Annotated in this window: 22 protein-coding genes and 5 tRNA genes; 8 read left to right on the forward strand and 19 right to left on the reverse strand. The window is 32.4% G+C overall.

Annotated elements, in window-relative coordinates; translation table 11 throughout:
* Nucleotides 1–4: 4 nt before the first annotated feature.
* The gene (gene deoC, locus ACJQQZ_RS11485) at nucleotides 5–667 is read right to left on the reverse strand and encodes a deoxyribose-phosphate aldolase (RefSeq protein ID WP_002451687.1); all 663 of its coding nucleotides are present in this window, start codon (nucleotides 665–667) and stop codon (nucleotides 5–7) included.
* Between the two features lie 165 nt (nucleotides 668–832).
* Between deoC and deoD the strand changes: the two genes are divergently transcribed.
* A complete protein-coding gene (deoD, locus tag ACJQQZ_RS11490) occupies nucleotides 833–1,543 on the forward strand; it encodes a purine-nucleoside phosphorylase (protein ID WP_002451688.1) in 711 nt (236 codons plus the stop codon).
* Nucleotides 1,544–1,702: 159 nt separating this feature from the next.
* Here deoD and ACJQQZ_RS11495 read toward each other — a convergent pair whose 3' ends face one another.
* From ACJQQZ_RS11495 to ACJQQZ_RS11520, 6 genes are all read right to left on the reverse strand, one after another.
* Nucleotides 1,703–2,149, reverse strand: coding sequence for a Dps family protein (locus ACJQQZ_RS11495; protein ID WP_002451689.1), 447 nt, complete (start codon nucleotides 2,147–2,149; stop codon nucleotides 1,703–1,705).
* 214 nt (nucleotides 2,150–2,363) lie between these two features.
* Nucleotides 2,364–2,786: a thiol-disulfide oxidoreductase DCC family protein gene (locus ACJQQZ_RS11500; RefSeq protein WP_124227732.1), complete on the reverse strand. Its 423-nt coding sequence runs from the start codon at nucleotides 2,784–2,786 to the stop codon at nucleotides 2,364–2,366.
* A 167-nt stretch (nucleotides 2,787–2,953) separates the two neighbouring features.
* Nucleotides 2,954–4,330 carry an EVE domain-containing protein gene (locus ACJQQZ_RS11505; protein ID WP_145506756.1) on the reverse strand — a complete coding sequence of 459 codons (1,377 nt, stop codon included), beginning with the start codon at nucleotides 4,328–4,330 and terminating at the stop codon, nucleotides 2,954–2,956.
* A 216-nt stretch (nucleotides 4,331–4,546) separates the two neighbouring features.
* Entirely contained in the window at nucleotides 4,547–4,777 is a 231-nt protein-coding gene (locus tag ACJQQZ_RS11510) for a hypothetical protein (protein ID WP_002451692.1), read from the reverse strand.
* Nucleotides 4,778–4,802: 25 nt separating this feature from the next.
* Nucleotides 4,803–5,741, reverse strand: a complete 939-nt coding sequence (locus ACJQQZ_RS11515; protein ID WP_124227734.1) for a type I phosphomannose isomerase catalytic subunit — start codon at nucleotides 5,739–5,741, stop codon at nucleotides 4,803–4,805.
* Nucleotides 5,742–6,125: 384 nt separating this feature from the next.
* Complete coding sequence (locus tag ACJQQZ_RS11520; RefSeq protein WP_145506760.1) at nucleotides 6,126–6,779, reverse strand: SDR family oxidoreductase; 654 nt, start codon at nucleotides 6,777–6,779, stop codon at nucleotides 6,126–6,128.
* A 141-nt stretch (nucleotides 6,780–6,920) separates the two neighbouring features.
* Between ACJQQZ_RS11520 and ACJQQZ_RS11525 the strand changes: the two genes are divergently transcribed.
* Both ACJQQZ_RS11525 and czrB read left to right on the forward strand, forming a co-directional pair.
* Nucleotides 6,921–7,244: an ArsR/SmtB family transcription factor gene (locus tag ACJQQZ_RS11525; protein WP_002451695.1), complete on the forward strand. Its 324-nt coding sequence runs from the start codon at nucleotides 6,921–6,923 to the stop codon at nucleotides 7,242–7,244.
* 1 nt (nucleotide 7,245) lies between these two features.
* On the forward strand, nucleotides 7,246–8,181 hold the full coding sequence (gene czrB / locus ACJQQZ_RS11530) for a CDF family zinc efflux transporter CzrB (RefSeq protein ID WP_002451696.1): 936 nt from the start codon (nucleotides 7,246–7,248) through the stop codon (nucleotides 8,179–8,181).
* A gap of 46 nt (nucleotides 8,182–8,227) precedes the next feature.
* Here czrB and ACJQQZ_RS11535 read toward each other — a convergent pair whose 3' ends face one another.
* A complete protein-coding gene (locus tag ACJQQZ_RS11535) occupies nucleotides 8,228–8,959 on the reverse strand; it encodes a metallophosphoesterase family protein (RefSeq protein WP_002451697.1) in 732 nt (243 codons plus the stop codon).
* 132 nt (nucleotides 8,960–9,091) lie between these two features.
* Between ACJQQZ_RS11535 and ACJQQZ_RS11540 the strand changes: the two genes are divergently transcribed.
* Nucleotides 9,092–10,291, forward strand: a complete 1,200-nt coding sequence (locus ACJQQZ_RS11540) for a lytic transglycosylase (protein WP_107533132.1) — start codon at nucleotides 9,092–9,094, stop codon at nucleotides 10,289–10,291.
* 82 nt (nucleotides 10,292–10,373) lie between these two features.
* Here ACJQQZ_RS11540 and ACJQQZ_RS11545 read toward each other — a convergent pair whose 3' ends face one another.
* The gene (locus ACJQQZ_RS11545) at nucleotides 10,374–11,231 is read right to left on the reverse strand and encodes an HAD family hydrolase (protein ID WP_002451699.1); all 858 of its coding nucleotides are present in this window, start codon (nucleotides 11,229–11,231) and stop codon (nucleotides 10,374–10,376) included.
* A gap of 147 nt (nucleotides 11,232–11,378) precedes the next feature.
* Nucleotides 11,379–13,184, reverse strand: a complete 1,806-nt coding sequence (glmS, locus tag ACJQQZ_RS11550; protein ID WP_145506764.1) for a glutamine--fructose-6-phosphate transaminase (isomerizing) — start codon at nucleotides 13,182–13,184, stop codon at nucleotides 11,379–11,381.
* Between the two features lie 671 nt (nucleotides 13,185–13,855).
* Here glmS and ACJQQZ_RS11555 point away from each other — a divergent pair.
* Genes ACJQQZ_RS11555 through ACJQQZ_RS11570 form a run of 4 tightly spaced genes read left to right on the forward strand, consistent with a single transcriptional unit; the run spans nucleotide 13,856 to nucleotide 19,015 of the window.
* Nucleotides 13,856–15,394: a PTS mannitol transporter subunit IIBC gene (locus ACJQQZ_RS11555; protein WP_408023160.1), complete on the forward strand. Its 1,539-nt coding sequence runs from the start codon at nucleotides 13,856–13,858 to the stop codon at nucleotides 15,392–15,394.
* A 32-nt stretch (nucleotides 15,395–15,426) separates the two neighbouring features.
* On the forward strand, nucleotides 15,427–17,454 hold the full coding sequence (locus tag ACJQQZ_RS11560) for a BglG family transcription antiterminator (protein WP_145506773.1): 2,028 nt from the start codon (nucleotides 15,427–15,429) through the stop codon (nucleotides 17,452–17,454).
* A 14-nt stretch (nucleotides 17,455–17,468) separates the two neighbouring features.
* Nucleotides 17,469–17,903, forward strand: a complete 435-nt coding sequence (locus ACJQQZ_RS11565; protein ID WP_002451703.1) for a PTS mannitol transporter subunit IIA — start codon at nucleotides 17,469–17,471, stop codon at nucleotides 17,901–17,903.
* Nucleotides 17,903–19,015: a mannitol-1-phosphate 5-dehydrogenase gene (locus ACJQQZ_RS11570; RefSeq protein WP_002451704.1), complete on the forward strand. Its 1,113-nt coding sequence runs from the start codon at nucleotides 17,903–17,905 to the stop codon at nucleotides 19,013–19,015. The genes ACJQQZ_RS11565 and ACJQQZ_RS11570 overlap by 1 nt, the downstream gene beginning before the upstream one ends.
* A 93-nt stretch (nucleotides 19,016–19,108) precedes the next feature.
* On the opposite strand, the gene glmM is transcribed toward ACJQQZ_RS11570, so the two are convergent.
* From glmM to ACJQQZ_RS11615, 9 genes are all read right to left on the reverse strand, one after another.
* The gene (glmM, locus tag ACJQQZ_RS11575) at nucleotides 19,109–20,464 is read right to left on the reverse strand and encodes a phosphoglucosamine mutase (RefSeq protein WP_002451705.1); all 1,356 of its coding nucleotides are present in this window, start codon (nucleotides 20,462–20,464) and stop codon (nucleotides 19,109–19,111) included.
* Between the two features lie 27 nt (nucleotides 20,465–20,491).
* Entirely contained in the window at nucleotides 20,492–21,424 is a 933-nt protein-coding gene (locus ACJQQZ_RS11580; RefSeq protein WP_002451706.1) for a CdaR family protein, read from the reverse strand.
* A gap of 1 nt (nucleotide 21,425) precedes the next feature.
* Complete coding sequence (cdaA, locus tag ACJQQZ_RS11585; RefSeq protein ID WP_002451707.1) at nucleotides 21,426–22,232, reverse strand: diadenylate cyclase CdaA; 807 nt, start codon at nucleotides 22,230–22,232, stop codon at nucleotides 21,426–21,428.
* 127 nt (nucleotides 22,233–22,359) lie between these two features.
* Entirely contained in the window at nucleotides 22,360–23,265 is a 906-nt protein-coding gene (rocF, locus tag ACJQQZ_RS11590; protein ID WP_145506776.1) for an arginase, read from the reverse strand.
* 100 nt (nucleotides 23,266–23,365) lie between these two features.
* Nucleotides 23,366–23,438 (reverse strand) — tRNA-Lys (locus ACJQQZ_RS11595).
* Nucleotides 23,439–23,441: 3 nt separating this feature from the next.
* Nucleotides 23,442–23,516 (reverse strand) — tRNA-Gln (locus ACJQQZ_RS11600).
* 6 nt (nucleotides 23,517–23,522) lie between these two features.
* Nucleotides 23,523–23,606, reverse strand: a tRNA-Tyr gene (locus ACJQQZ_RS11605).
* Nucleotides 23,607–23,627: 21 nt separating this feature from the next.
* Nucleotides 23,628–23,703 (reverse strand) — tRNA-Val (locus ACJQQZ_RS11610).
* A 5-nt stretch (nucleotides 23,704–23,708) separates the two neighbouring features.
* A tRNA-Glu gene (locus ACJQQZ_RS11615) sits at nucleotides 23,709–23,780 on the reverse strand.
* Nucleotides 23,781–23,834: the final 54 nt, after the last annotated feature.

The raw sequence follows: 23,834 nt of genomic DNA on the forward strand, positions 1-23,834 counted from the left end.
TGAATTAATAACTTGAATCCGATTCTAACCCTTGAATAATTTGAACTCCTGCACTTGCACCAATACGTGTAGCACCAGCTTCTAACATTTGATTAAAATCTTCTAAATTACGTACACCGCCTGAAGCTTTTACTTCTAAAGCATCTCCTACTGTGTCTTTCATCAACTTAACGTCTTCAGCTGTAGCACCACCACCAGCAAATCCTGTTGATGTTTTAACAAAGTGTGCACCAGCTTCTTTTGCAAGCTCACAAGCTTTTACTTTTTCTTCATTTGATAATAAAACTGTTTCAATGATGACTTTAACCGTCTTACCATTTGCTGCAGTTACTACACTCTCTATATCCTCTTTGACATCGTTAAAGCGCTTATCTTTTAAAGCACCAATATTAATTACCATATCAATTTCTGCAGCACCGTTTTCTATCGCATTTTTCGTTTCAAATGCTTTTACTTCTTTAGTGGATGCTCCAAGTGGAAAACCGATGACAGTACATACTAAGACGTCTGTCCCTTTTAATTGTTCTGCTGAATATTCCACATGTGTTGGATTAACACAAACCGATTTAAAACCATATTCCTTGGCTTCACTGATTATTTTATCGATTTGTTCACGTGTTGATTCAGGCTTTAACTGTGTGTGATCTATATATTTTGCATAATTCATTAAAAGGTCCTCCTCACTTTTTTACAATGCAATTTTCGTCCATCTCATTTGGTGAACAAATGCATTCGTTAAACATACCCTTCATCTATATAGTACAAAAATTAGCAATAAATTTAAACAAATGTTATCTTAAACATAATCATGTATTTAAGGAGAAGATAACAAATGACAAATGGTACACCTCATATTCAACCAAATGGAGTTAAAATCGCTAAAACAGTATTAATGCCAGGTGATCCGCTACGTGCAAAATACATCGCCGATAATTTCTTAGAAAATGTTGAACAATTCAATGAAGTTCGTAATATGTTTGGATATACTGGAACGTATAAAGGTAAAGAAATTTCTGTTATGGGTTCTGGTATGGGCATTCCTAGTATAGGTATTTATTCATATGAGCTTTATCATTTCTTTGATGTAGATACAATTATTCGTGTAGGTTCATGTGGAGCATTACAAGAACATGTAAATTTATATGATGTCATCATCGCACAAGCTGCATCTACTAACTCAAATTATGTAGATCAATATCAAATTCCTGGCCATTTTGCACCTATCGCTGATTTTGATTTAGTTACAAAAGCGAAACAAGCTGCAGATGACATCGGTGCGGTATCTCATGTCGGTAACGTTTTATCATCAGATACTTTTTATAATGCAGATGAAACGTTTAATGATGCATGGAAGAAAATGGGTATATTAGGTATTGAAATGGAATCTGCCGGATTATATTTAAATGCTATCCATGCTGGTAAAAAAGCATTAGGTGTTTTCACAGTAAGCGACCATATCTTACGAGATGAAGCAACAACTGCAGAAGAACGTCAAACATCATTTACACAAATGATGGAAATTGCATTAGAAATAGCTGAATAATATAAAAGCCAAGCACGTTGATTTAGATGTGCTTGGTTATTTTAATAAAATTTATCATAATAATTATAAATTATTAAGGTGCTATTAAAATATTTTACATGAAAAGCTAAGAGGCACTTTGTTAAACAAAGTGCCTCTTAGCTTGATTTTATAGTCATCCTATTTACCTAAATAAGATTGTAACATCCAATTATGTTTATCTACTGACGTTTGCATGCCGATAAACATATCTTCAGATACATCGTCGCCAGCTTCACCTGCTACTTTAATAGCATTTTCTAATTGTTTAGAAATGTTTGTGAAATCTTTAGATAATTCTTCAACCATTTGTTCAGCAGCGTAACCTTTGCCAGCTTCTTCAACAATTGACATATCTAAACTCTCTTTCATAGTTCCAACAGGATTACCACCAACTGCTAGAATACGTTCTGCTAAATCATCTACATATTGTGCAGCTTCATTGTATAATTCTTCAAATTTTACATGTAATGAGAAGAAATTAGGTCCTTTTACATACCAATGGAAATTATGCAATTTAGTATAAGCTACTGTCCAGTTAGCAACTTGTTGGTTTAACTCTTTTACTACATCATTATGATTTGTCATATTAATATTCGCTCCTTTTACTACCTTTAACGCTTTGTTTATACTCTTATTATATTAGAATTATTATAATCTGTAAAGTAAAATGATACGTTTATTTATAATGATTATAAATAAGTTCATATGATATTCACAAATAAATCTCAGCATTTAAAGATATAATTGTTCATCAATGATTTCATTAATAATATTTAGTCCAAGTATTCTCAATTAAGTATTATAATTGAGAATCAATCAATTTGACATGTGCATTATCATCTAAAAAGAATGATTTCTCATAAACATTAGGTTGATGCCAATGTGTGCGCCACATTTTATCTCTATTATTAGCAAATAATTGATAACCCAAATTCCTAATGGATTTAGGTATGGCATATAATAATAAACCTAATAATTTATACTGATTAGGTAATGACGTAATGAGTGAAGCAATCGCTGTAGATTCATATTCAATATGGTCTCCATCTACTACTATTACGCTATTTCTATTCTTCGCTTCCGGATGTTGATTAAACAAGCGTTGGCCATACTCACCTTTTAATGTCGCAAATTCATATTTATGTGATAACCCTTTTTGAATTAACCATATCGCATAGTTATAGCAATAAACACAATTACCATCATAATAAATGATTGCCATATTAAACTCACTCCTTTTTAACTCATTATGTATTTTCCCTATTCACCTTTTTATAAACAAATTATCCACTTTTTGTTAAAAAAATAAGTCGATTTTATGAATACAATCATAATTTACCTATTAAGTCATAGGATACTAAATGATTACTTCATAAAATCAACTTAGAGTTAGTCTTGGTTAACTTTTACAATTCTAGTATATTTTAAAAATTGTTGAGAATATTTTTGCTGAATTTCTTCTAATGAGTCATAAGTGACACCAATGATGTGCCAGTTAGGATTAAAATGATAAAATGAGTCTTTTTCTTTTGACCACTTAATCATATTACCTTCTTTGTTATATCTTGGTAATGTCACTTCATATCCTTCAAGCACGTTGATATAAGTTTGGAATATATCAGGATCGATTCTATTAAAGTTGTCGATTACAAGATAGCTTTTATCTTTCTTAGGCATATTTTGAGTGATAAAGCCTTCTCGATAGTATAACGCACCACTTTCGTTAGGAAGATATTTACCATATAACATATCTTCACTAAAATCTGGATGTCCAGATGTAATGATTGGATTGGCATTTGTTTTTTGTAACAAATCATTTGCAGCTTTTAAACCTTCTTCTTTTTTATCTACAACTAGTAGAATAAAAGGCTTAATTGTTGTTTCTTGGTGTTGCTCTTCTAATAAATTTGATTTCTCAACTGTTTCAAATGGATTTTTAATTCCATTATTATCGCTCATTTCTAAAATAGCATCATATTGAACTTGCGACATACTCGCTATTGCTTGCTTAGCGTTTTCTTGTAAGAAATATAAGTTTTTAAGCTTCGGATGCTTGTTCAAATGACCAAGTGATATTGGTGTTATATGTTTACCAAACATAATTTCAATAGCTGTACTATTGGTTCTGCCAGGAATTGGTGGTTTTTCATGAATATGTCTAGTCACTTCACCAACACCAATTACAGATTGGTTTTGATATTTATTGTAAATAATTACATTATCTCCAACTTCTAATTGTGTATAGAAGTGATAGCCATTTCGCTTAATACCATTGTAAGTATGTGTAAATATTGTGTAGTGCTTACCGGGTTCAAAATCTTCTGTTTCTGACAGGAAGAAATAACGCGGAATTTTGGTTTCACCTTTACCAAGTTGAACGATAAGATCAAATTCTTCTTTTCTAATTTGATTAAATAGTGTTTCTTTCATATTACTCATTCTAAAATCTAGTACTTCACTACGCTTTAAATAATCTGTAGTTAAAGGATTTAACGTTTCATTAAATTTAAATTCAACTCTGATTTTATTTTGAGCACCTGCTTGAACACTTAGTATTTCTCCAAAACCTAACAAACCTGTATCAGTTTGTACTTGATAAAAGATGACTTGGTCACCGGCTTTTGCTTTTTTAAATGCTCTAAATCCTTGAGTAGGATTAAATTGTGCACCTGATTCAAATAATGTCGTTTGACCTACTAAAGGTTCATTATGATTCCATCTATTATAACCACAATTTAACCAAAAGTAATTGATTTCTTCTGTCATCACGAATCTCCTCACCTTATTATATGTAAAATAAGTTATTGTAATTACCTTATTATATCTAACACACCAATGCTACTACAACTATTTTTCAAATATTTTATTAAAAAGCAATCATTCAGGACTTAAATAATTAAAAATAGACTAATGCTAAAATCCGCATTAGTCTATATATAACTTATATTTAGTTATTATTTTAATAAAGACATTTTTTCAAATTTAATGAGAAGGTACGAAAGAACCAAGCAGTGGCAATAAATTAATCATAATACCACCTAATGATAGCATGGCACTTGTATCTTTATCTCGAAACGTGATAGCTGCGCTAAGAACGCCTATAATAGCAACCAACCTAGGTATCATTAAAGAAGGATAATGTGGCATATTCAGAAACACACCAGCACCTGCAATCACTCCACATAGCAATGAAATATATAAAAACTGCTTCATAATTTGAACATCCTTTATTTAATCATTAGATATAACTTATTATTAAAGAAAAGTCACCTTCAAATACATTATCTAAATCCTCTGAAGTCAAAACAAAATGACTTCCCTTTTGAATATCAAAAATGTCACCGTCTGTAATTAATTTCCCTTCACCATCTATTACAGACACTAAACAAAATTCACGTGGCTTCATATAATTTAAAGTTCCTGAAATTTCCCATTTCACTATAGTGAAGAAATCATTAGAAACGATATGCGTACATTGATGACTTTCTATAATCTCTTTTTCTGGAACAATATTAGGTAGATCATTATTAAATGCCATGACATCTAATGCTTTATTAATATTAAGTTCTCTTGACTCCCCATTATGATTATCGCGTTGATAATCATAGACACGATAAGAAATATCCGAAGACTGCATAACTTCATATGCAACAATACCTGCACCGATACTATGAATTGTTCCAGCTGGTACAAAGTAAAATTCGCCTGACCTTACATTTACTTTTCTTAATGTATCTTCAACTGACCCATCGTCTAGATGCTTTTTAAATGTCTCTTTTGAATCTGCAGTTGTTCCTAGTATAATTTCAGACCCTTCCTCTGCATCTATCACGTACCAGCATTCTGATTTTCCGTATTGACCATTCTCATTTTCATAGGCATAAGAATCATCAGGGTGAACATGAATAGATAACGGGGATTCTGCATCAACAATTTTAGCGAGCAATGGAAAATCCTTGCTAGGAAACTCACCGAATAATTCTCGATGTTCTGTCCAAACTTGATCTAACGTTTGACCTGCGTATGGACCATTCTTAATTATATTTTTACCATTAGGGTGAGCTGAGATACCCCAACATTCTCCAATTTGTTGATTGGGTAGTTGGTATCCAAAGTTTTCTAATTTATTACCACCCCACATTTTCTCATGGAAAATAGGTTTCAAAAACAGTGGCATGTCTACACCTCCATTACTCTTGATGTTTATGTAAATATCGTTGACCAATGATTTATCAACGATTCGTATTCTATGTATGTCCTTATTGATGTTTAAATCAACGATTAATATATTTAACTCACTATATGTGATTGTATCACAATTCATATTTTTATGGTTAAGATGATTTTTGACTATTTTCAATCGATATTCACGTCATTTATTACTTTTAAATATACTATTTTATTATATTTAAGGTAATCTTCGTCATTATATCAATTTATAATACAAATGAATAGTAACTGTATGTATTATTATTTGGGGTTAAAAAGTATAAAAAATATATAGGCCAAGCAGAATTCTGCTCGTCCTATATATTTGTATGTCGCAGTATTTACTACTTCATTATTCATAAGATTTTAATGCATCATTAATAGATTCATTACCAGATACAATTTGAAACTCTTGTTTGCTAAATTTATCTGAATTTATTACATGTTTTAATACACTGGCTACATCCTCTCGTGGTATGGAACCATAACTGTCAAAATATAAATCTGCTTTTATTTGTCCTGTACCTTGGTCATCTTTAAGGCCCCCTGGATGCACAATAGTATAATTTAAATTAGAATGTCTTAAATAATCATCCGCATAGTGCTTAGCGATAGTATATGGTTTTAAGTCGCCACTTTGATCAAATGCTTCTCTTCTTGAATCGTATGTTGAAACCATTACATAATGCTTAATATCCGCTTCTTCACTTGCTTTAATTGTTTTTACTGCACCATCTAAATCTACATATATTGTTTTATCAGCTCCTGTACTACCGCCAGAACCTACTGAGAAAATGACTTTATCAAATGTTTTAAACTTATTCTTTAAATCTTCAATACTATCTTTTTCGACATCAATATTTAAAGCTTTAATACCATTATCCTCTAATGCTTTAACTTGTTCATCTTTTCTAACACCTGCAGTAAAATCAACATTATCATCTTTTAATTGATCAACCAATTTAGAACCCACGCCGCCATTTGCGCCTATAATCAAAATACTCATATCAAACGTCCTCCTTAAAAACTTATATTATTATTGTTACCTTTTTTATCATTATTTAAACGCCATAACTCTATTGACTAGATATGCAATGTAGATTATATTAATATATGAATACATATTCATATATTAAGAGGTGTTCGTATGACTGAAAAGTATATAGACCTATCTGATCAACATACCTTGGAACGTGTGACAGATATTTTTAAAGCTTTAAGTGATATTAATCGAATTAGAATTATGGAGTTATTAGCGTCAGGTGAAGCAAGTGTTGGTCACATTTCTCATTCATTGTCGTTATCCCAATCTAATGTGTCCCATCAACTAAAACTTTTAAAATCAGTAAAACTTGTGAAATCAAAACGTCAAGGTCAAAGTATGATTTATTCTTTAGATGACCAACATGTTTCTACTCTATTGAAACAAGCTATTCATCATGCGAGCCACCCTATAGAAGGTGAAAAATAATATGTCAACACATCATCATGATCATGCACATGGGCATGTACATACAAACAACAAAAAAATCCTATTAATCTCATTTATTATTATAGCCCTATTTATGTTAGTAGAAATTATTGGCGGTTTTTTAGCCAATAGTCTAGCCTTACTTTCTGACGGCTTCCATATGTTCAGTGATGCCCTATCACTTTTAGTCGCGCTCATTGCATTTATCTATGCAGAAAAACATGCAACAATATCTAAGACCTATGGGTATAAGCGCTTTGAAGTCTTAGCAGCACTTTTCAATGGTGTTACACTCTTTGTCATAAGTATACTAATTGTTATAGAAGCTATTAAACGCTTTTTCGCGCCACCAGAAGTTCAGTCAAAAGAAATGTTTGTCATTAGTATCTTAGGTTTAATTGTCAATGTTGTCATTGCACTTTTAATGTTCAAAGGTGGAGATACATCACACAATTTAAATATGCGCGGTGCATTCTTACATGTACTTGGAGACTTATTTGGTTCTATAGGTGCAATTGTCGCTGCAATATTAATTTGGACATTGGGTTGGTCTATTGCTGATCCGATAGCGAGTATTTTAGTTTCTGTTATTATCTTAAAAAGTGCCTATGGTATTACCAAATCTTCTTTAAATATATTAATGGAAGGTACACCGAACGATGTAGATTTAGATATCGTTAAACAAACTTTAATGAGAAACTCTGAAATCCAAAGCGTGCATGATTATCATGTGTGGACGATATCTAATGATATGAATGCATTAAGTTGCCATGCTGTCGTATCAGACACTTTAACTGTCAAAGACTGCGAACAATTACTTAAACATATCGAACATGACTTGTTACATTTAAATATTCAACACATGACAATTCAATTAGAAACAGTGAATCATGATCATGACGAGACAACACTTTGTACTGGCGTTCATCATCATTAATAATAAAAAGTTGCCCCATCATTCAATTGATAGGGCAACTTTTTAATTACATAAATTTTTCAAATATAAGTTCTTTTGCAGGTACTTGTTTAGCTTCAAATCCTTCTAAAAATTCTTCATTATCGTATGCTAATTTAACTCTTTCTAATGAAATGTCTGTATCAGTAATCGTTACAATACCATAAACAGCGTGTGGACCATTGTTCAATCCGACAGCACCTGGGTTAAAATACATTTTATTTTTGTCATCAAACATATGCAAACGATGGTTATGACCAAATATGATTAAATCAGCATCTTTATCCGCAAATAATTGAGTCATTTCATTTTCATCATCTTTAACGATTGGACTAAACGGTTGTTCATCAATTGAAGATGACAATTTATCATTAGCGATTTCATAATGAATGAATAAAACTTTTTTTCCACAAATTGTTTTTTCGATATAACGTGGTAATTGATTGAGTTCTTCATAATATTCTTCATCTAAATGGCCAGCAATCCATCGATGGTGTTCATAAAATTTATCTTTTAAATCATCTGGATAAGGAGTGCCATTAACAACAGACATAATAGCTTCATCATGATTCCCTGCAATCATTTCCATATCGTCACGATCAAATATATGATCTAATACTTTATTTGTCTCGTGACCAATTCCAATGTTGTCACCAAGATTATAAATTTTATCAATATCTTCTCTGTTATCAATATCATCCAATACAGTTTCTAATGCATCAAAGTTACCATGCACGTCAGTAATAATTGCAAATTTCATGATGATATCTCCTTTCATTTTCAATTCATTAGAACATTTTAACACTTAATCCCCTATTATGTTAGATATTAATTTGAAAAAGTCCAAATTTTTGATATTGTATTTATATTAACGAAAAGGAGTGCTTAAAATTTGTTTAAATATTACAACTTAGCATTTAAGAATGCTAAACCTCAGAATCTTAAAGCAATACTATTTACATTAGTAAGCTTTATCGTCATCTTTTTAATCGGTAGAGTGGCAATGGCTATGATTGGCCAACAAATCATGCAGTTGCAAATGATGATGCAATTCGGTCAACCAGTCGGACCATTACTTACACCGATTATTGGGCTTGCATTAGTCGTTATATTATTATTTATCTTTTTAGGTTATCAATTGATTGCAGGTGCGATTAATGTTATCTCAAAAGCAATTAGAAAAGAAAAAGTTAAGTTCACTGATTTATTTATTTCATTTAAAAAAGGTCATTATGGTAAAAGTGTGTTACTCGCATTAATCACAGTAGTATTATTTATCATTATGGGAGTCATTTTATTTTTAGTAAATAAATTGATTGGCCTTGCGCTATCACCATTATTTAATGCTGTCCAAGGACCTATTAGCGGCATGGATAATCCAATGCCTGCTTACCTAGCATTCCAAATTGGTGTAACTTTAATTGTTGGATTCATTACTTCAATCTTTTATTGGTTCTTCTTTGTGTTAATTATTAACTACACAGCCGCATACGCAGAAAACCCAACACAAGGACCAATTAAACTTTTCAAAGAAGGATTTAAAGCAATTAAAAATGGCCATAAAACTTGGTTAAAATTCTTTATTGGTATTTTATTAATCAATTTATTAATTACTATCATCACACGTGTATTAGTGACTCTTGTACAAATGGCAACTGGTAGTATGTCTCAAACAGTTGCTCAAGTATTATTAGTTATTTTACAAGTTATTGTTATTTTAGTAACACTATTTATTTACTATGCTTTATTAATGGGAATCGTTCAATATTTCGTACGTCGTGGCGAAAAAGTAACAACTGATTCTAAAAAAGGTAAAAAAGACAAAAAAGATAAAGCTATAAATAATAAAGATGCTAAAGCTAAATCAACACAATCTAGTCAATTACAAGATAAAACTGATAAAAGTGCTAATGATCATACAAGTCATTTAAAAGACTCAACACAATCTAATGCTCAAGATTCTAATAAAGACTTAAACGATAAAGCTACTCAACATAAAGAAGATTTATCAAATACAGCATCATCAAGAAAAGATGATTTAGAAAAAACAGCAAAAGATACAATTGATAAAAACAACCCTAATAACAAATAAAGAACAATTATAAAAGACGGCGTTCATTGGTTTTAAACCTTTGAACGTCGTCTTATTTTATTAATCTAATCACTATTCTAATTTAATCTAATAAGTGTTTTTCCAAATATTTAGCCGCACCATCTTCTTCATTTGTAAATTCTGTCACATCATTCGTCAATGCTTTAATCTCACTTCGAGCATTTTTCATTGCCACTGTATAATGTCCGAATTCAAACATAGCTCTATCATTATCACTATCACCCATTACAAGGGTCTCTTCTTGTTTTATATTAAAGTAATCAATCATTTCCTTAATACCTGTTCCTTTATCAGTATTATAAGCCATCGTTTCAGCATTATAACGTGAAGAGTTAGAAACACTAATATTAAGTGACACTTTATTTTGTTTTAATTCATCTCTGAAATTAGTGATTTTATCTAAGTTTGTATCAAATAAATATATTTTCGAATAGTCTTTATCTGGTAATGTTTCTACCCATTGAATTTTATCTTTGAGTGCTTCTTGTCTTGAGGCCCATTCGCTTTGCCCTACATTATTAGGTGGTGTATCTCCACCGCTAATCATATTTCTTATCCACTGCTCATCTTCTTTTAAGACAAGTCGTTGTTCCCCAAATGGAAATACTTCATAGTATATGTTTTGCTGTTGCGCTAATGACACTATACGCTTAACAGACTCGAGCGACATACTATGCTTAAATATATTTTCATCATTTACTTCTCCAGTAGTACCGTTTGAACTAATAATACCGTCTACTGAAAAACCTTCAGGAACAAGTTGATGAATTTCAGAATATGAACGTCCAGTTGCTAAAAACACTTTATAATCATGCTCTCTTAAAGCATTAATGACGTCTTTTGTATATTCTGATGCTCTGTTATCTTCATGTAAAATCGTACCATCCATATCTAAAAATATCGCTTTGATGTTGTCCATATTATCCTCCATAACGTAATGATATATTACTTAAAATTTTGTCATTAATTGAATAAAAGTGCAATAAAAATAACCCCTTCTCAGTTAATATTGACTAAAAAGAGGTTATCAAGTATGTTTTATAATTATTTCAATTTATCTAAATGATTATTCAACTGTTACTGATTTAGCTAAGTTACGTGGTTTATCAACATCAAGATCTCTGTGTAATGCAGCATAATAAGAAATCAATTGTAGTGCAACTACAGAAACTAATGGTGTTAATAATTCATGTACGTGAGGAATCACGTAAGTATCATCTTCTTTATCTAGACCTTCCATAGATATAATACATGTACTTGCACCGCGTGCTGCAACTTCTTTAACATTACCACGGATAGATAAGTTCACATTTTCTTGTGTTGCTAGTGCAATCACTGGTGTACGATCTTCAATTAAGGCAATTGTACCGTGTTTTAATTCCCCACCAGCAAAGCCTTCTGCTTGAATATATGAAATTTCTTTAAGTTTTAATGCACCTTCTTGGCTGACATTATAATCAATTGTACGACCAATAAAGAATGCATTTCTAGTTGTTTCAAGGAAATCAGTAGCAATTTTTTCCATTACTGGTGCATCGTCTACGATTGTTTCGATTGCAGTAGTCACTTTAGCTAATTCTCTCAATAAATCGATATCCGCTTCACGACCATGTGTTTTAGCAACGATTTGAGCTAAAATAGATAATACTGCTATTTGTGCTGTATATGCTTTTGTAGAAGCTACAGCTATTTCTGGACCAGCATGTAATAATAAAGTATGGTCTGCTTCACGAGATAATGTAGAACCAGGCACGTTCGTAATTGTTAATGCTTTATGACCTAACTTTTTAGTTTCAACTAATACTGCACGACTATCTGCAGTTTCACCAGATTGTGAGATATATATGAATAGTGGTTTTTCAGATAATAAAGGCATGTTGTATACAAACTCAGATGCCACATGTACTTCTGTTGGAACACCACACCATTTTTCTAAGAATTCTTTACCTACTAATCCTGCATGATAACTAGTACCTGCAGCAATAATATAGATACGATCCGCTTGTGAAACATCATTGATAATATCTTCATCAATTTTCAAGTTACCTTCATTATCTTGGTATTCTTGAATAATACGACGCATAACTGCTGGTTGTTCATGAATTTCTTTTAACATGTAGTGATCATAAACACCTTTTTCAGCATCTGAAGCATCAATTTCAGCAGTGTATGTTTCACGTTCTTGAACTTGACCATTAGCATCTTTAATAATCACTTCGTCACGTTTTACAATAACGATTTCATGGTCATGAATTTCTTTATATTCATTTGTTGCTTGTAACATTGCTAACGCATCTGAAGCAATAACGTTAAAGCCATCACCAACTCCAATTAATAATGGAGATTTGTTTTTAGCAACAAACATTGTGTCTTTATCCTCTTCATCTAACAAACCTAACGCATAAGAACCATGTAATAATGAGACTACTTTTGTAAATGCGTCTTCTGTTTCGAAACCTTGTTTAGAGAAATATTCAACTAATTGAACAATAACTTCTGTATCTGTCTCAGAAACAAACTTAACATCGCTTAAGTATTCACTTCTTAATTCTTCATAGTTTTCAATTACACCGTTATGTACAAGTGTAAAACGACCAGTTGTTGATTGATGTGGATGAGAGTTTTCATAATTTGGAACACCGTGAGTTGCCCAACGAGTGTGACCGATTCCAACAGTACCATCAATATCGCTACTATCAGCTACTTTTCGTAATTCTGCGATACGTCCTTTTTCTTTAAATACTTTAGTACCTGATTCATTTGCAACAGCTACACCTGCTGAATCATAACCTCTATATTCTAATTTTTCTAATCCTTTTAATAATAATTCCTTGGCATTATCGTAGCCAATATATCCTACTATTCCGCACATATTTATTTTTCCTCCAATTATTGAAATAACGTTAGTAACAATGATTTATTACCCATAATTTAGTTTAGTAATCTTCTATCATTATTATTTCGATACAACAAGTGACACAAAAAAGTATTTGAACCCACTTGAAAATAAGCGTGATATTTTATCACACTTAACATTCTAACGTCTTTCATTTTATATAATATTTACTGGCGATCTTATTAACTTTGTCCAATAGGTTGCCCTATTGTTTTACTTAATAAGCTAACGAATGAGCCACATCCGGGATAGCATCCGCCGATCTTTTCGATCACTATCCTCCTCGTCTACAAGATGTGCATATAAGCTATAAGAATTTCAACATTTGAATTAAATTCTTAATTATTGCATTATAACAACAACTTGCACAGGCGCTTTGTAATATTTATCTTCTATCCTCCTTCCCATTAAAACCTATTGTACAATGACAATTTACTCAATTGCAAATATTTTCACAAGCTTTTTGTAAAAAATTCCTAGCGTAAATTGCATATGAATTTAATTGTTAACAAACTGTATATTTACATTCTCTTTACCTATAGTCACGATTTATATGACAAATTCGAATTTTGTTCTTATTGTAGTAATGACCTTCTTAGATTTACAATATATATAGTCAAAATACTAATTTAAAAAGAGGTGTAGAAATGGCACAATCACAAGAGAAAAAAGGTTTCGGCCGTAAAGTTCAAGCATTCGGTTCTTTCCTTAGTAGTATGATTATGCCAAATATTGGAGCATTCATCGCTTGGGGATTTATCGCTGCAATTTTTATCGACAATGGTTGGTTACCAAATAAAGATTTAGCTCAATTAGCCGATCCAATGATTAAATTCTTAATTCCATTATTAATTGCATTTAGTGGTGGTCGTTTAATTCATGGATTACGTGGTGGTATTATCGCTGCAACTTCAACTATGGGGGTTATCGTTGCATTACCAGATACACCAATGCTATTAGGCGCTATGATTATGGGACCATTAGTTGGTTGGTTAATGAAGAAAACAGATGAAATCATTCAACCTAGAACACCAAAAGGTTTCGAGATGTTATTCAATAACTTCTCAGCCGGTATCCTAGGTTTCATCATGACAATTCTAAGTTTTGAAATTTTAGCTCCAATTATGAAATTCATCATGCACATTTTATCTGTTGCAGTTGAAGCTTTAGTTCACGCTCACTTATTACCAATCGTAAGTATTATTGTTGAGCCAGCTAAAATCGTATTCTTAAATAACGCTATAAACCATGGTGTATTCACACCACTTGGTGCAGACCAAGCTGCTACAGCAGGTCAATCTGTTTTATACGCAATCGAATCAAACCCTGGACCAGGTTTCGGTGTGTTACTTGCATACATGATTTTTGGTAAAGGTACTGCAAAAGCAACATCATATGGTGCAGGAATTATCCACTTCTTAGGTGGTATTCATGAAATTTACTTCCCATATGTATTAATGAGACCTATGTTATTCATCTCAGTTATTTTAGGTGGTATGACAGGCGTTGCAACATACCAAGCAACTGGATTCGGATTCAAAAGCCCTGCATCTACAGGATCATTCATCGTTTATTGTATTAACGCACCTAGAGGAGAATTTCTTCACATGTTATTAGGTGTGGTGTTAGCAACATTAGTATCATTCGCAGTTTCAGCAATTATTCTTAAGTTTACAAAAGAACCTAAACAAGATTTAGAGTCAGCTACTGCTCAAATGGAAGCTACTAAAGGTAAAAAGTCAAGTGTATCTTCAAAATTAAGCAGTAAAGAAAATAATCAAGAAGCTAGTGCAACTGCAGGTGCTACATCAACAGAAGAATCTAATAATACTGAAGACGACGCTTATCAATTATTAGATAACTATAATACTGAAGATGTAGATGCTCATGATTATAGTAACGTTAACCATGTTATCTTTGCTTGTGATGCGGGTATGGGTTCTAGTGCAATGGGTGCTAGTATGTTAAGAAATAAATTTAAAAAAGCTGGCATTTCTGATGTAAATGTGACAAATACAGCTATTAACCAATTACCTAACGATGCTCAATTAGTTATCACTCAAAAAACGTTAACTGATCGTGCTATCAAACAAGTACCAAATGCAATTCATATTTCAGTTGATAATTTCTTAAATTCACCTAGATATGAAGAGTTATTAAATAACCTTAAAAAAGAAGAACAATAATTTTAAATAAATATTAAATGGAGGATACCGCCATGTTATTGAGTACACGTGAAAAAGAGATTATAGAACTATTAATCAAGTATCACGGTCAATATGTCACTATATACGACATTGCTCAGCAACTGGCAGTGTCCTCTCGTACTATTCATAGAGAATTAAAACATGTTGAATCTTATATTGATACTTTCTCTATAGAATTAGAACGTGTAAATAAAAAAGGAATACGCTTAAAAGGACTTAACCAAAATATTCAAGCATTAAAACTTGAAATGACTCAGCAGCAAACGCTCGATTTATCAGTAGAAGAGCAAAAAGTTATTATTCTATATGCTCTTATACAGTCTAAGCATGCTGTTAAACAATATAGTCTAGCTCAAGAAATTGGCGTATCCATTCAGTCGTTAACCAAATTGCTAGATGAATTAGAACAAGATTTATCATTATATCAATTATCATTAACACGTAAACGTGGCGAAGGTGTTATTTTAAACGGCACTGAATCTAAAAAAAGAGAGTTCTTAAGTCAATTAATGGTGAATAACTTAAATAGTACAAGTGTGTATTCAGTAATCGAAAACCACTTTGTTTACCAATCATTACATCAATCTCAGCAATCACTTGTGGATTTAGATAGAATATTTAAAGTTGAGAGAATTTTAATGGATTATTTAGGGCAACTTCCCTATTCATTGACTGAATCTAGCTATTTAACACTAACTGTTCATATCGTTTTAAGTATTACAAGAATGCAAAACAACGAATATGTATCACTTAATGATGACATTTATCAATCTGTAAAAGATACGTTTGAACATGAAATTGCTAGTGAAATCGCCAAACATTTAGAATACTTATACGATGTTCAATTTAACCAAGCTGAAATCACATTTATTACCATTCATTTGCGCGGTTCAAAACGTAAAGATACTAAAAATTCATTATTTGAAGATAAAAAAAGCGAACAAAAAATTAAATCTTTTGTACAGTCAGTAGAAGAGATTTCAGGCCAATACTTTGATGATAAAGATACTTTAATAAATGGTTTATCATTGCATATTAATCCAGCTATCAATCGCTTAGAATCAAATATTGAAACTTACAACCCGTTAACCGATATGATTAAGTACAAATATCCAAGACTATTTGATAATGTGAGTAAGGCGTTACGCATCGTTTGGCCAGATTTGATATTCCCTGAAAGTGAAGTCGCCTTTATCGTGCTTCATTTTGGAGGATCTATCAAAAATCAAGGACATCAATTTCTAAACATTCTAGTTGTTTGTAGTAGCGGTATTGGGACTAGTCGTTTATTAGCAACTCGTCTTGTACAAGTATTTAGTGAAATTGAACGTATTACCCAAGCATCTGTAAGTGATTTAAATGTATTAGATTTATCTAGTTATGATGGCATAATATCGACAGTTAATTTAGATATCGATAGACCATTTTTAACAGTGAATCCCCTACTTCCTGATTCAGATATCGGTTATGTGGCGTCATTTTTAAATACCAAAGAATCACATCAGGTGGTAAAAGAGAAGGATGTGGAGACTCAAAAAGCATCCTCAGAAGATATTTTAGAAACCATGCGCGCAGGTTTAAAATTAGTTGATTCAGTGAAAATAGAATATAAATCAGTTAAAAATTGGAAACAACATTTAGCTGATTACTTAGTAAGTCAACATATCATTGAAGATGGTCAGTCATTCGCTGAACAATTACAACAGCGGTTAGAGGAAAATCCAAGTTGGATATTACAACCCTACCCTATTGCAATTCCACATATGAAAGATGCTATGTTTAAACAACCTAGTATCCTTATTACGACCTTGGAAGAACCAATAGTGTTGAGTAATGTTCAAAATGACAATCATTTAATTAAATATATGTTAAGTATGTTTATTCCAGAAGATGCAATCATGACAAAACTAGTTAGTACAATATCAGAAACACTTAGCGATCATTTGGAAAACTTAGATGATTTTATGCAAAATCCACAGGAATTTAAAACCATACTAGAAAAGCAATTTTTAAAACAAATAAAACAACAATTAATTTAGGAGTGTATTAATCAATGAGTGAATTATTCAGTAACGAAAATATCTTTATCAATGTATCAGTAGGTAGTCAAAACGAAGCAATCGAAAAAGCAGGACAAGCTTTAGTAGATAGTGGTGCTGTAACAGAAAACTACATCCAAGCAATGAAAGATCGTGAAGATGTCGTATCTACATTTATGGGCAATGGCTTAGCTATACCACATGGTACTGAAGAAGCTAAAGGAAACGTTATCCAATCTGGATTAAGCTTATTACAAATTCCTGAAGGCGTAGATTGGAATGGCGAAGAAGTTAAAGTCGTAGTTGGTATTGCTGGTAAAGATGGAGAACATTTAGACCTATTATCTAAAATCGCGATTACTTTCAGTGAAGAAGAAAATGTAGAGCGTATTATCAATGCTAAATCTGCTGACGAAATCAAACAAGTCTTTGAGGAGGCTGATGCATAATGAAAGCAGTACATTTTGGTGCCGGTAATATCGGTCGTGGTTTTATTGGTTATATCTTAGCAGATAATAATATTAAAGTTACATTTGCAGATGTTAACGAAGACATTATTAATGCTTTACAAAAAGAGCATGAATACGACGTTATTTTAGCAGATGAGTCTAAAACAACTACACGTGTGAACAATGTTGATGCGATTAACTCAGCTAAACCGTCTGATGAATTAAAACAAGCTATTTTAGAAGCTGATTTAATTACTACTGCAGTTGGTGTTAATATCTTACCAATTATCGCTAAATCATTTGCACCATATTTAAAAGAAAAAGAAAATCATGTTAATATCGTTGCATGTGAAAATGCAATAATGGCAACAGACACACTTAAAAAAGCTATCTTAGATATCACTGGCCCTCTAGGCGATCATATTCACTTTGCAAACTCTGCAGTTGATAGAATCGTTCCATTACAAAAAAATGAAAATATTTTAGATGTTATGGTAGAACCGTTCTTCGAGTGGGTAGTCGAAAAAGACGCTTGGTATGGTCAAGAGTTAGATCATATTAAATACGTTGATGATCTAACACCTTATATCGAAAGAAAATTATTAACAGTAAATACAGGTCATGCATTTTTAGCATATGCAGGATATAATGATAATAAGGCAACAGTATTAGATGCCGTTCAAGATAGTACGATTGAAGCAGGTTTAAGACGTGTATTAGCTGAAACAAGCGAATATATTACTCGTGAATTTGATTTCACTAAAACTGAACAATCACAATACGTAGAAAAAATTATCGAACGTTTCAATAACCCACATCTTTCTGATGAAGTTACTCGCGTAGGTCGCGGAACACTACGTAAAATTGGACCGAAAGATCGTATCATCAAACCATTGAATTATTTATATGAACATAATTTAGAAAGAGATGGCTTGGTTAAAGCAGCTGCCCTACTTCTAAAATATGACGACAAAGCTGATCAAGAAACAGTTGAGAAAAATAATTATATTCATGAAAATGGTATTAAAGCCTTCTTACAAACATATGCTAAAGTTGAAGGACCATTAGCTGAAGAAATTGAAAAAGAATATAATGAACTAGTTGCAAAATAAGATATTTAAAGAACCAGAAACTACTGTTTCTGGTTCTTTTTGTAATATAAAAAACACATGCCACATTTAATTTGTGACATGTGCTCTTATCATTTATTTATCTAAACCCATCTTGTCTTCGACTACATCGGCAATTTGTTGTGCAAATCTTTGTGCATCTTCGTCAGTTGATGCTTCTACCATCACACGTACTAAAGGTTCTGTACCTGAAGGACGTACTAAAATTCTACCCTCACCATTCATTTCCACTTCAACTTTAGTCATTACTTCTTTAACATCAATATTTTCTTCAACACGATATTTATCAGTTACTCTCACATTGATTAGTGATTGCGGATAAGTTTTCATTTGTGAAACTAATTCACTCAATGATTTACCTGACATTTTAACGATAGCTGCAAGTTGCACACCTGTTAATAATCCGTCGCCTGTTGTATTATAATCCATTAAAACAATATGACCTGATTGTTCGCCACCAAGATTATAATTGCCACGTCTCATTTCTTCAACCACGTAACGATCGCCGACTTTTGTTTTATTAGATTGGATACCTTCATTCTCTAATGCTTTATAGAAACCTAAATTACTCATAACTGTTGAAACAATCATATTATTATTTAGTTCTTGATTCTTGTGCATTTCTTGGCCAATGATGAACATAATTTGGTCACCATCAACGATATGTCCTTTTTCATCTACAGCAATGATTCTGTCACCATCACCATCAAATGCTAATCCAAAATCTGCTCCAGTTTCAAGTACTTTTTCTGCAAGTGCTTGAGGATGTGTAGAACCACATTCCTCATTGATATTATAGCCATCAGGACTACAGCCTACTGTTTCAGTATCCGCCTCTAAATCACCGAATAAGAATGGTGCTAATGATGATGTAGATCCATTGGCACCATCTAAAACTATTTTCATGCCTTCTAAATTCACGTCTACTGTTGATTTTAAATAACTTAAATATTTTTGTGCACCTTCAAAATAATCTGAGTAATGAACGATATCAGTACCAACTGGTCTTGGAAGACTTGGTTCATCTTGATCTAATAGTGCTTCTATTTCTTCTTCTTGATCATCAGAAAGTTTAAATCCATCAGAACCAAAGAATTTAATACCATTATCAGCAACTGGGTTATGTGATGCCGAAATCATAACACCTAGTCCTGCGTCCATTTCTCTAGTTAAATATGCAACACCTGGAGTAGAAATAATACCTAAACGCATGACTTCTGCACCAATAGAAATTAACCCTGCAATTAATGCAGATTCTAACATTTCACCAGAGACTCTTGTATCCCTTCCTACAAGTACCCTAGGATTTTTTTCACCTTTATTATGTGCTAGTACATAGCCACCATATCTACCTAATTTAAATGCTAGTTCTGGTGTTAACTCTTCGTTTGCGACACCTCTGACACCGTCAGTACCAAAATATTTTCCCATGATTTACTCTCCTTTTATTTCTTTCATTTATTTAACCGTAATATAAGCCTTTGTTTCTTCAGGTTCAACCTTACTTACATTCTTAGGCAAATTAAATTTCACTGTCTTTTCAGTTGATTCTGAAATATGATCTAAATCAACTTCAGCTGTGATATTATCTATACCCTGTAAGTCTTCTCTACTACCATAAATCTCTACTTCATCATCATCTATTTTAATATGATCAACTTTTTTATTACCATCTAAATTTCCAGTAGTCTTAGTATTAACCTTAACTTTTTTACTAAAAGGCTTAACAGACACTTTCAAATCAACTTGTCCTGGGTTAATTGATACGTTTAATTTATTTAAATCTTTATCGTAAGCATTAACATCTGCAACATCTTTCGTATCTTTACTAATCTTAGTTGCATTTTTATATGTTGCTTTTAAGTAAGCAATTTGATTCAATTGTTCTTCTCCACCTGTAACTTTAACTGTCTCAGGTGAAATTTGTTGTTTATCTATTTTATATTCATTTGAAATATCGCTTTGACTTACATCCGGTTGAACATGCATCGTCTTAGTCGTTTTCTTTTCCAATGTAATATTGGCTGCTTTAGGTTTTACATTGTAATTAATACCATTACTTATTCCTTTAACTTGGAATTTTTCATGATATTTACCAGCTTTTTCACCAGATAAATCAACCACTACTTTTAAGTCATCTGGACTTTCAATTTTTAATAATTTAGATTGTGGCCCTGAAATGTTCACATCTACAGTATCTGGAACATGAGTTGCATGTAAATCTTTATGGTTATAAACTACTTCCACTGGAACATCTTGGATTGTCTTTGTTGATTTCTGTGAAATATCATCTGAATTAAATATGTTACCAAAAACATTATTAACAGATAAGAAGAAAAATATTGCTAAAATAAGTGCAACGAATCTTAACCCCCACTTACTCTCTAACATATTAATTCACACCTTTCTTTTGAAAGTGTGTGCCAAACCAATGCTCAGCTAGTAATTCTTCAAACACTTCATTTGAAATATCTCGTCTTAGTTTACCATCAAATGTTACTGACACATCACCTGTCTCTTCAGAAACAATAACTGTAAAAGCATCTGATACTTCTGAAATACCTACTGCTGCTCTGTGTCTAGTACCTAAACTTTTTGAAATTTTAACACTATCTGATAAAGGTAAATAACTAGCGGCTGCTGCTATTTTTGTTCCTTGAATGATCATAGCACCATCATGTAAAGGTGTATTAGGTATAAATACATTGGTTAATAATTCTTGAGAAATTTTAGAATCCATAGGAATTCCAGTTTCAATATAATCCTGTAAACCTGTCTCTTTCTCAAACACTATTAACGCACCTATACGACGCTTAGCCATATACTGAACCGCTTTAGATACAGATTGGATTAACTTCTCTTCATCTTTAGTATAGGCATTTGTATAACGTTTCAAGAAACTTCCTCTACCTAATTGTTCAAGCGCTCTTCGAATCTCAGGTTGGAAAATAACTATTAAAGCAAGTACACCCCATTGAATTACGATATCGAACAATTTAGAAGTCGCAGTCAAATTTAGCATTTTACTGATTTGTTGACCGATTACTATAACAACAATACCTTTTAATAATTGTATTGCCTTAGTTCCTTTAAAAACTGTAATAAGTAAGTAAAGGACATACCACACAATCAATAAATCGAGGACACTAGTTATGACTTTCAAAGTACTGAAATTTTGAAAAAAATTGGAAAAATCCATAACATCTCCTCCGATAACATTTTCCATATCATCCATTATATCAATCATTAGAACACGTGTCATATGAACGGTGAGAAAAATGAAAAAAACTTGCATGTCAAAACACATGCAAGTTGCAATAATTATTTTATAATAATGTTTCTCCGAAAAATGTCCCAAGTAATGAAACTGCTTGTTCAGCTGTACTATTATGTAAATCAATTAATGGATTAACTTCAACCAAATCCATTGATGTAATCATATTACTTTCATGAAGTAATTCTAAAGCAAAATGGCTTTCTCTATAACTTAACCCACCTAATACTCTTGTTCCTGTTCCTGGTGTTTCAGTTGGATCTAAGGCATCGACATCTAATGATAAATGTAACCCATCAACATTTCTTGATTTCAAATAACTTAAAGTATCATTAATAACTGTTTCGATTCCAAGTTTATCTATATCTGCCATAGTATAAGTTTTAATGTTTTGTGCTTTGATATACTCACGTTCACCTTTATCCAAATCTCTCATCCCAATTAAAACTATATTTTCAGGTTTAAGTTTAGGTTGACTATTATTTAAATTAACAAGATCACTTGGACCATCACCTAATAATATTCTTAGTGGCATCCCATGTATATTTCCTGATGGTGACTCTTCAGGTATATTCAAATCTCCATGAGCATCATACCAAATTACACCAAGATTTTCATAGTGTTTACTAATACCAGAAATTGAACCTACCGCTATAGAATGATCTCCACCTAAAACTAATGGAAATCTATGATTTACTATCGTTTGTTCAACTTTTTCGCTAAGTGCATTTGAGACGCTTATAATTTCATCATAATTTCTCAAGCCTTGTTGCTCAGAATTAAACTTTTTCAAATCTATAGCAGGAACGTCTATATTGCCAATATCTTGAACATTCATACCTAAATTTTCTAATCTTTCCTGTAATCCTGCATATCTTATAGCATCTGGACCTAAATTCACACCTAATTTTCTTTGGCCAAATGTCGAAGGTGCCCCAATAATATCTATGTTCTTCATTAATATATCCACCTCTTTTTATCATGTTATTTATAGAATAATGTATCCGCTTACATAAAACAACATAAAAAAACATCTTTCCGAAGAAAGATGTTAAGAGTGAGCCATAGAGGATTCGAACCTCTGACCCTCTGATTAAAAGTCAGATGCTCTACCAACTGAGCTAATGGCTCTTATGGCTGGGCTAGCTGGATTCGAACCAGCGCGTGACGGAGTCAAAGTCCGTTGCCTTACCGCTTGGCTATAGCCCATTAAGATGGTGGAGGGGGGCAGATTCGAACTGCCGAACCCGAAGGAGCGGATTTACAGTCCGCCGCGTTTAGCCACTTCGCTACCCCTCCAGCATATTTAATTAAAATCAATGGTGGAGAATGACGGGTTCGAACCGCCGACCCTCTGCTTGTAAGGCAGATGCTCTCCCAGCTGAGCTAATTCTCCATAAATGACTCCTACGGGACTCGAACCCGTGTTACCGCCGTGAAAGGGCGGTGTCTTAACCGCTTGACCAAGGAGCCATGGCTCCACAGGTAGGACTCGAACCTACGACCGATCGGTTAACAGCCGATAGC

Origin of the sequence: Staphylococcus sp. KUGN1, from assembly GCF_045984185.1 — a bacterium.
Classification (GTDB): domain Bacteria; phylum Bacillota; class Bacilli; order Staphylococcales; family Staphylococcaceae; genus Staphylococcus; species Staphylococcus warneri_A.

What these genes read in the sequence shown, in the direction of transcription:
- ACJQQZ_RS11535 (WP_002451697.1), bottom strand. Translation starts at nt 8,959, where the DNA reads ATGAAATTTGCAATTATTACTGACGTGCATGGTAACTTTGATGCATTA.
- deoC (WP_002451687.1), bottom strand. Translation starts at nt 667, where the DNA reads ATGAATTATGCAAAATATATAGATCACACACAGTTAAAGCCTGAATCA.
- rocF (WP_145506776.1), bottom strand. Translation starts at nt 23,265, where the DNA reads ATGAAGAACATAGATATTATTGGGGCACCTTCGACATTTGGCCAAAGA.
- ACJQQZ_RS11560 (WP_145506773.1), top strand. Translation starts at nt 15,427, where the DNA reads ATGTTATTGAGTACACGTGAAAAAGAGATTATAGAACTATTAATCAAG.
- glmS (WP_145506764.1), bottom strand. Translation starts at nt 13,184, where the DNA reads ATGTGCGGAATAGTAGGATATATTGGCTACGATAATGCCAAGGAATTA.
- cdaA (WP_002451707.1), bottom strand. Translation starts at nt 22,232, where the DNA reads ATGGATTTTTCCAATTTTTTTCAAAATTTCAGTACTTTGAAAGTCATA.
- glmM (WP_002451705.1), bottom strand. Translation starts at nt 20,464, where the DNA reads ATGGGAAAATATTTTGGTACTGACGGTGTCAGAGGTGTCGCAAACGAA.
- ACJQQZ_RS11555 (WP_408023160.1), top strand. Translation starts at nt 13,856, where the DNA reads ATGGCACAATCACAAGAGAAAAAAGGTTTCGGCCGTAAAGTTCAAGCA.
- ACJQQZ_RS11580 (WP_002451706.1), bottom strand. Translation starts at nt 21,424, where the DNA reads ATGTTAGAGAGTAAGTGGGGGTTAAGATTCGTTGCACTTATTTTAGCA.
- ACJQQZ_RS11505 (WP_145506756.1), bottom strand. Translation starts at nt 4,330, where the DNA reads ATGACAGAAGAAATCAATTACTTTTGGTTAAATTGTGGTTATAATAGA.
- deoD (WP_002451688.1), top strand. Translation starts at nt 833, where the DNA reads ATGACAAATGGTACACCTCATATTCAACCAAATGGAGTTAAAATCGCT.
- ACJQQZ_RS11570 (WP_002451704.1), top strand. Translation starts at nt 17,903, where the DNA reads ATGAAAGCAGTACATTTTGGTGCCGGTAATATCGGTCGTGGTTTTATT.
- ACJQQZ_RS11545 (WP_002451699.1), bottom strand. Translation starts at nt 11,231, where the DNA reads ATGGACAACATCAAAGCGATATTTTTAGATATGGATGGTACGATTTTA.
- ACJQQZ_RS11565 (WP_002451703.1), top strand. Translation starts at nt 17,469, where the DNA reads ATGAGTGAATTATTCAGTAACGAAAATATCTTTATCAATGTATCAGTA.
- ACJQQZ_RS11520 (WP_145506760.1), bottom strand. Translation starts at nt 6,779, where the DNA reads ATGAGTATTTTGATTATAGGCGCAAATGGCGGCGTGGGTTCTAAATTG.
- ACJQQZ_RS11515 (WP_124227734.1), bottom strand. Translation starts at nt 5,741, where the DNA reads ATGCCACTGTTTTTGAAACCTATTTTCCATGAGAAAATGTGGGGTGGT.
- ACJQQZ_RS11525 (WP_002451695.1), top strand. Translation starts at nt 6,921, where the DNA reads ATGACTGAAAAGTATATAGACCTATCTGATCAACATACCTTGGAACGT.
- czrB (WP_002451696.1), top strand. Translation starts at nt 7,246, where the DNA reads ATGTCAACACATCATCATGATCATGCACATGGGCATGTACATACAAAC.
- ACJQQZ_RS11510 (WP_002451692.1), bottom strand. Translation starts at nt 4,777, where the DNA reads ATGAAGCAGTTTTTATATATTTCATTGCTATGTGGAGTGATTGCAGGT.
- ACJQQZ_RS11500 (WP_124227732.1), bottom strand. Translation starts at nt 2,786, where the DNA reads ATGGCAATCATTTATTATGATGGTAATTGTGTTTATTGCTATAACTAT.
- ACJQQZ_RS11495 (WP_002451689.1), bottom strand. Translation starts at nt 2,149, where the DNA reads ATGACAAATCATAATGATGTAGTAAAAGAGTTAAACCAACAAGTTGCT.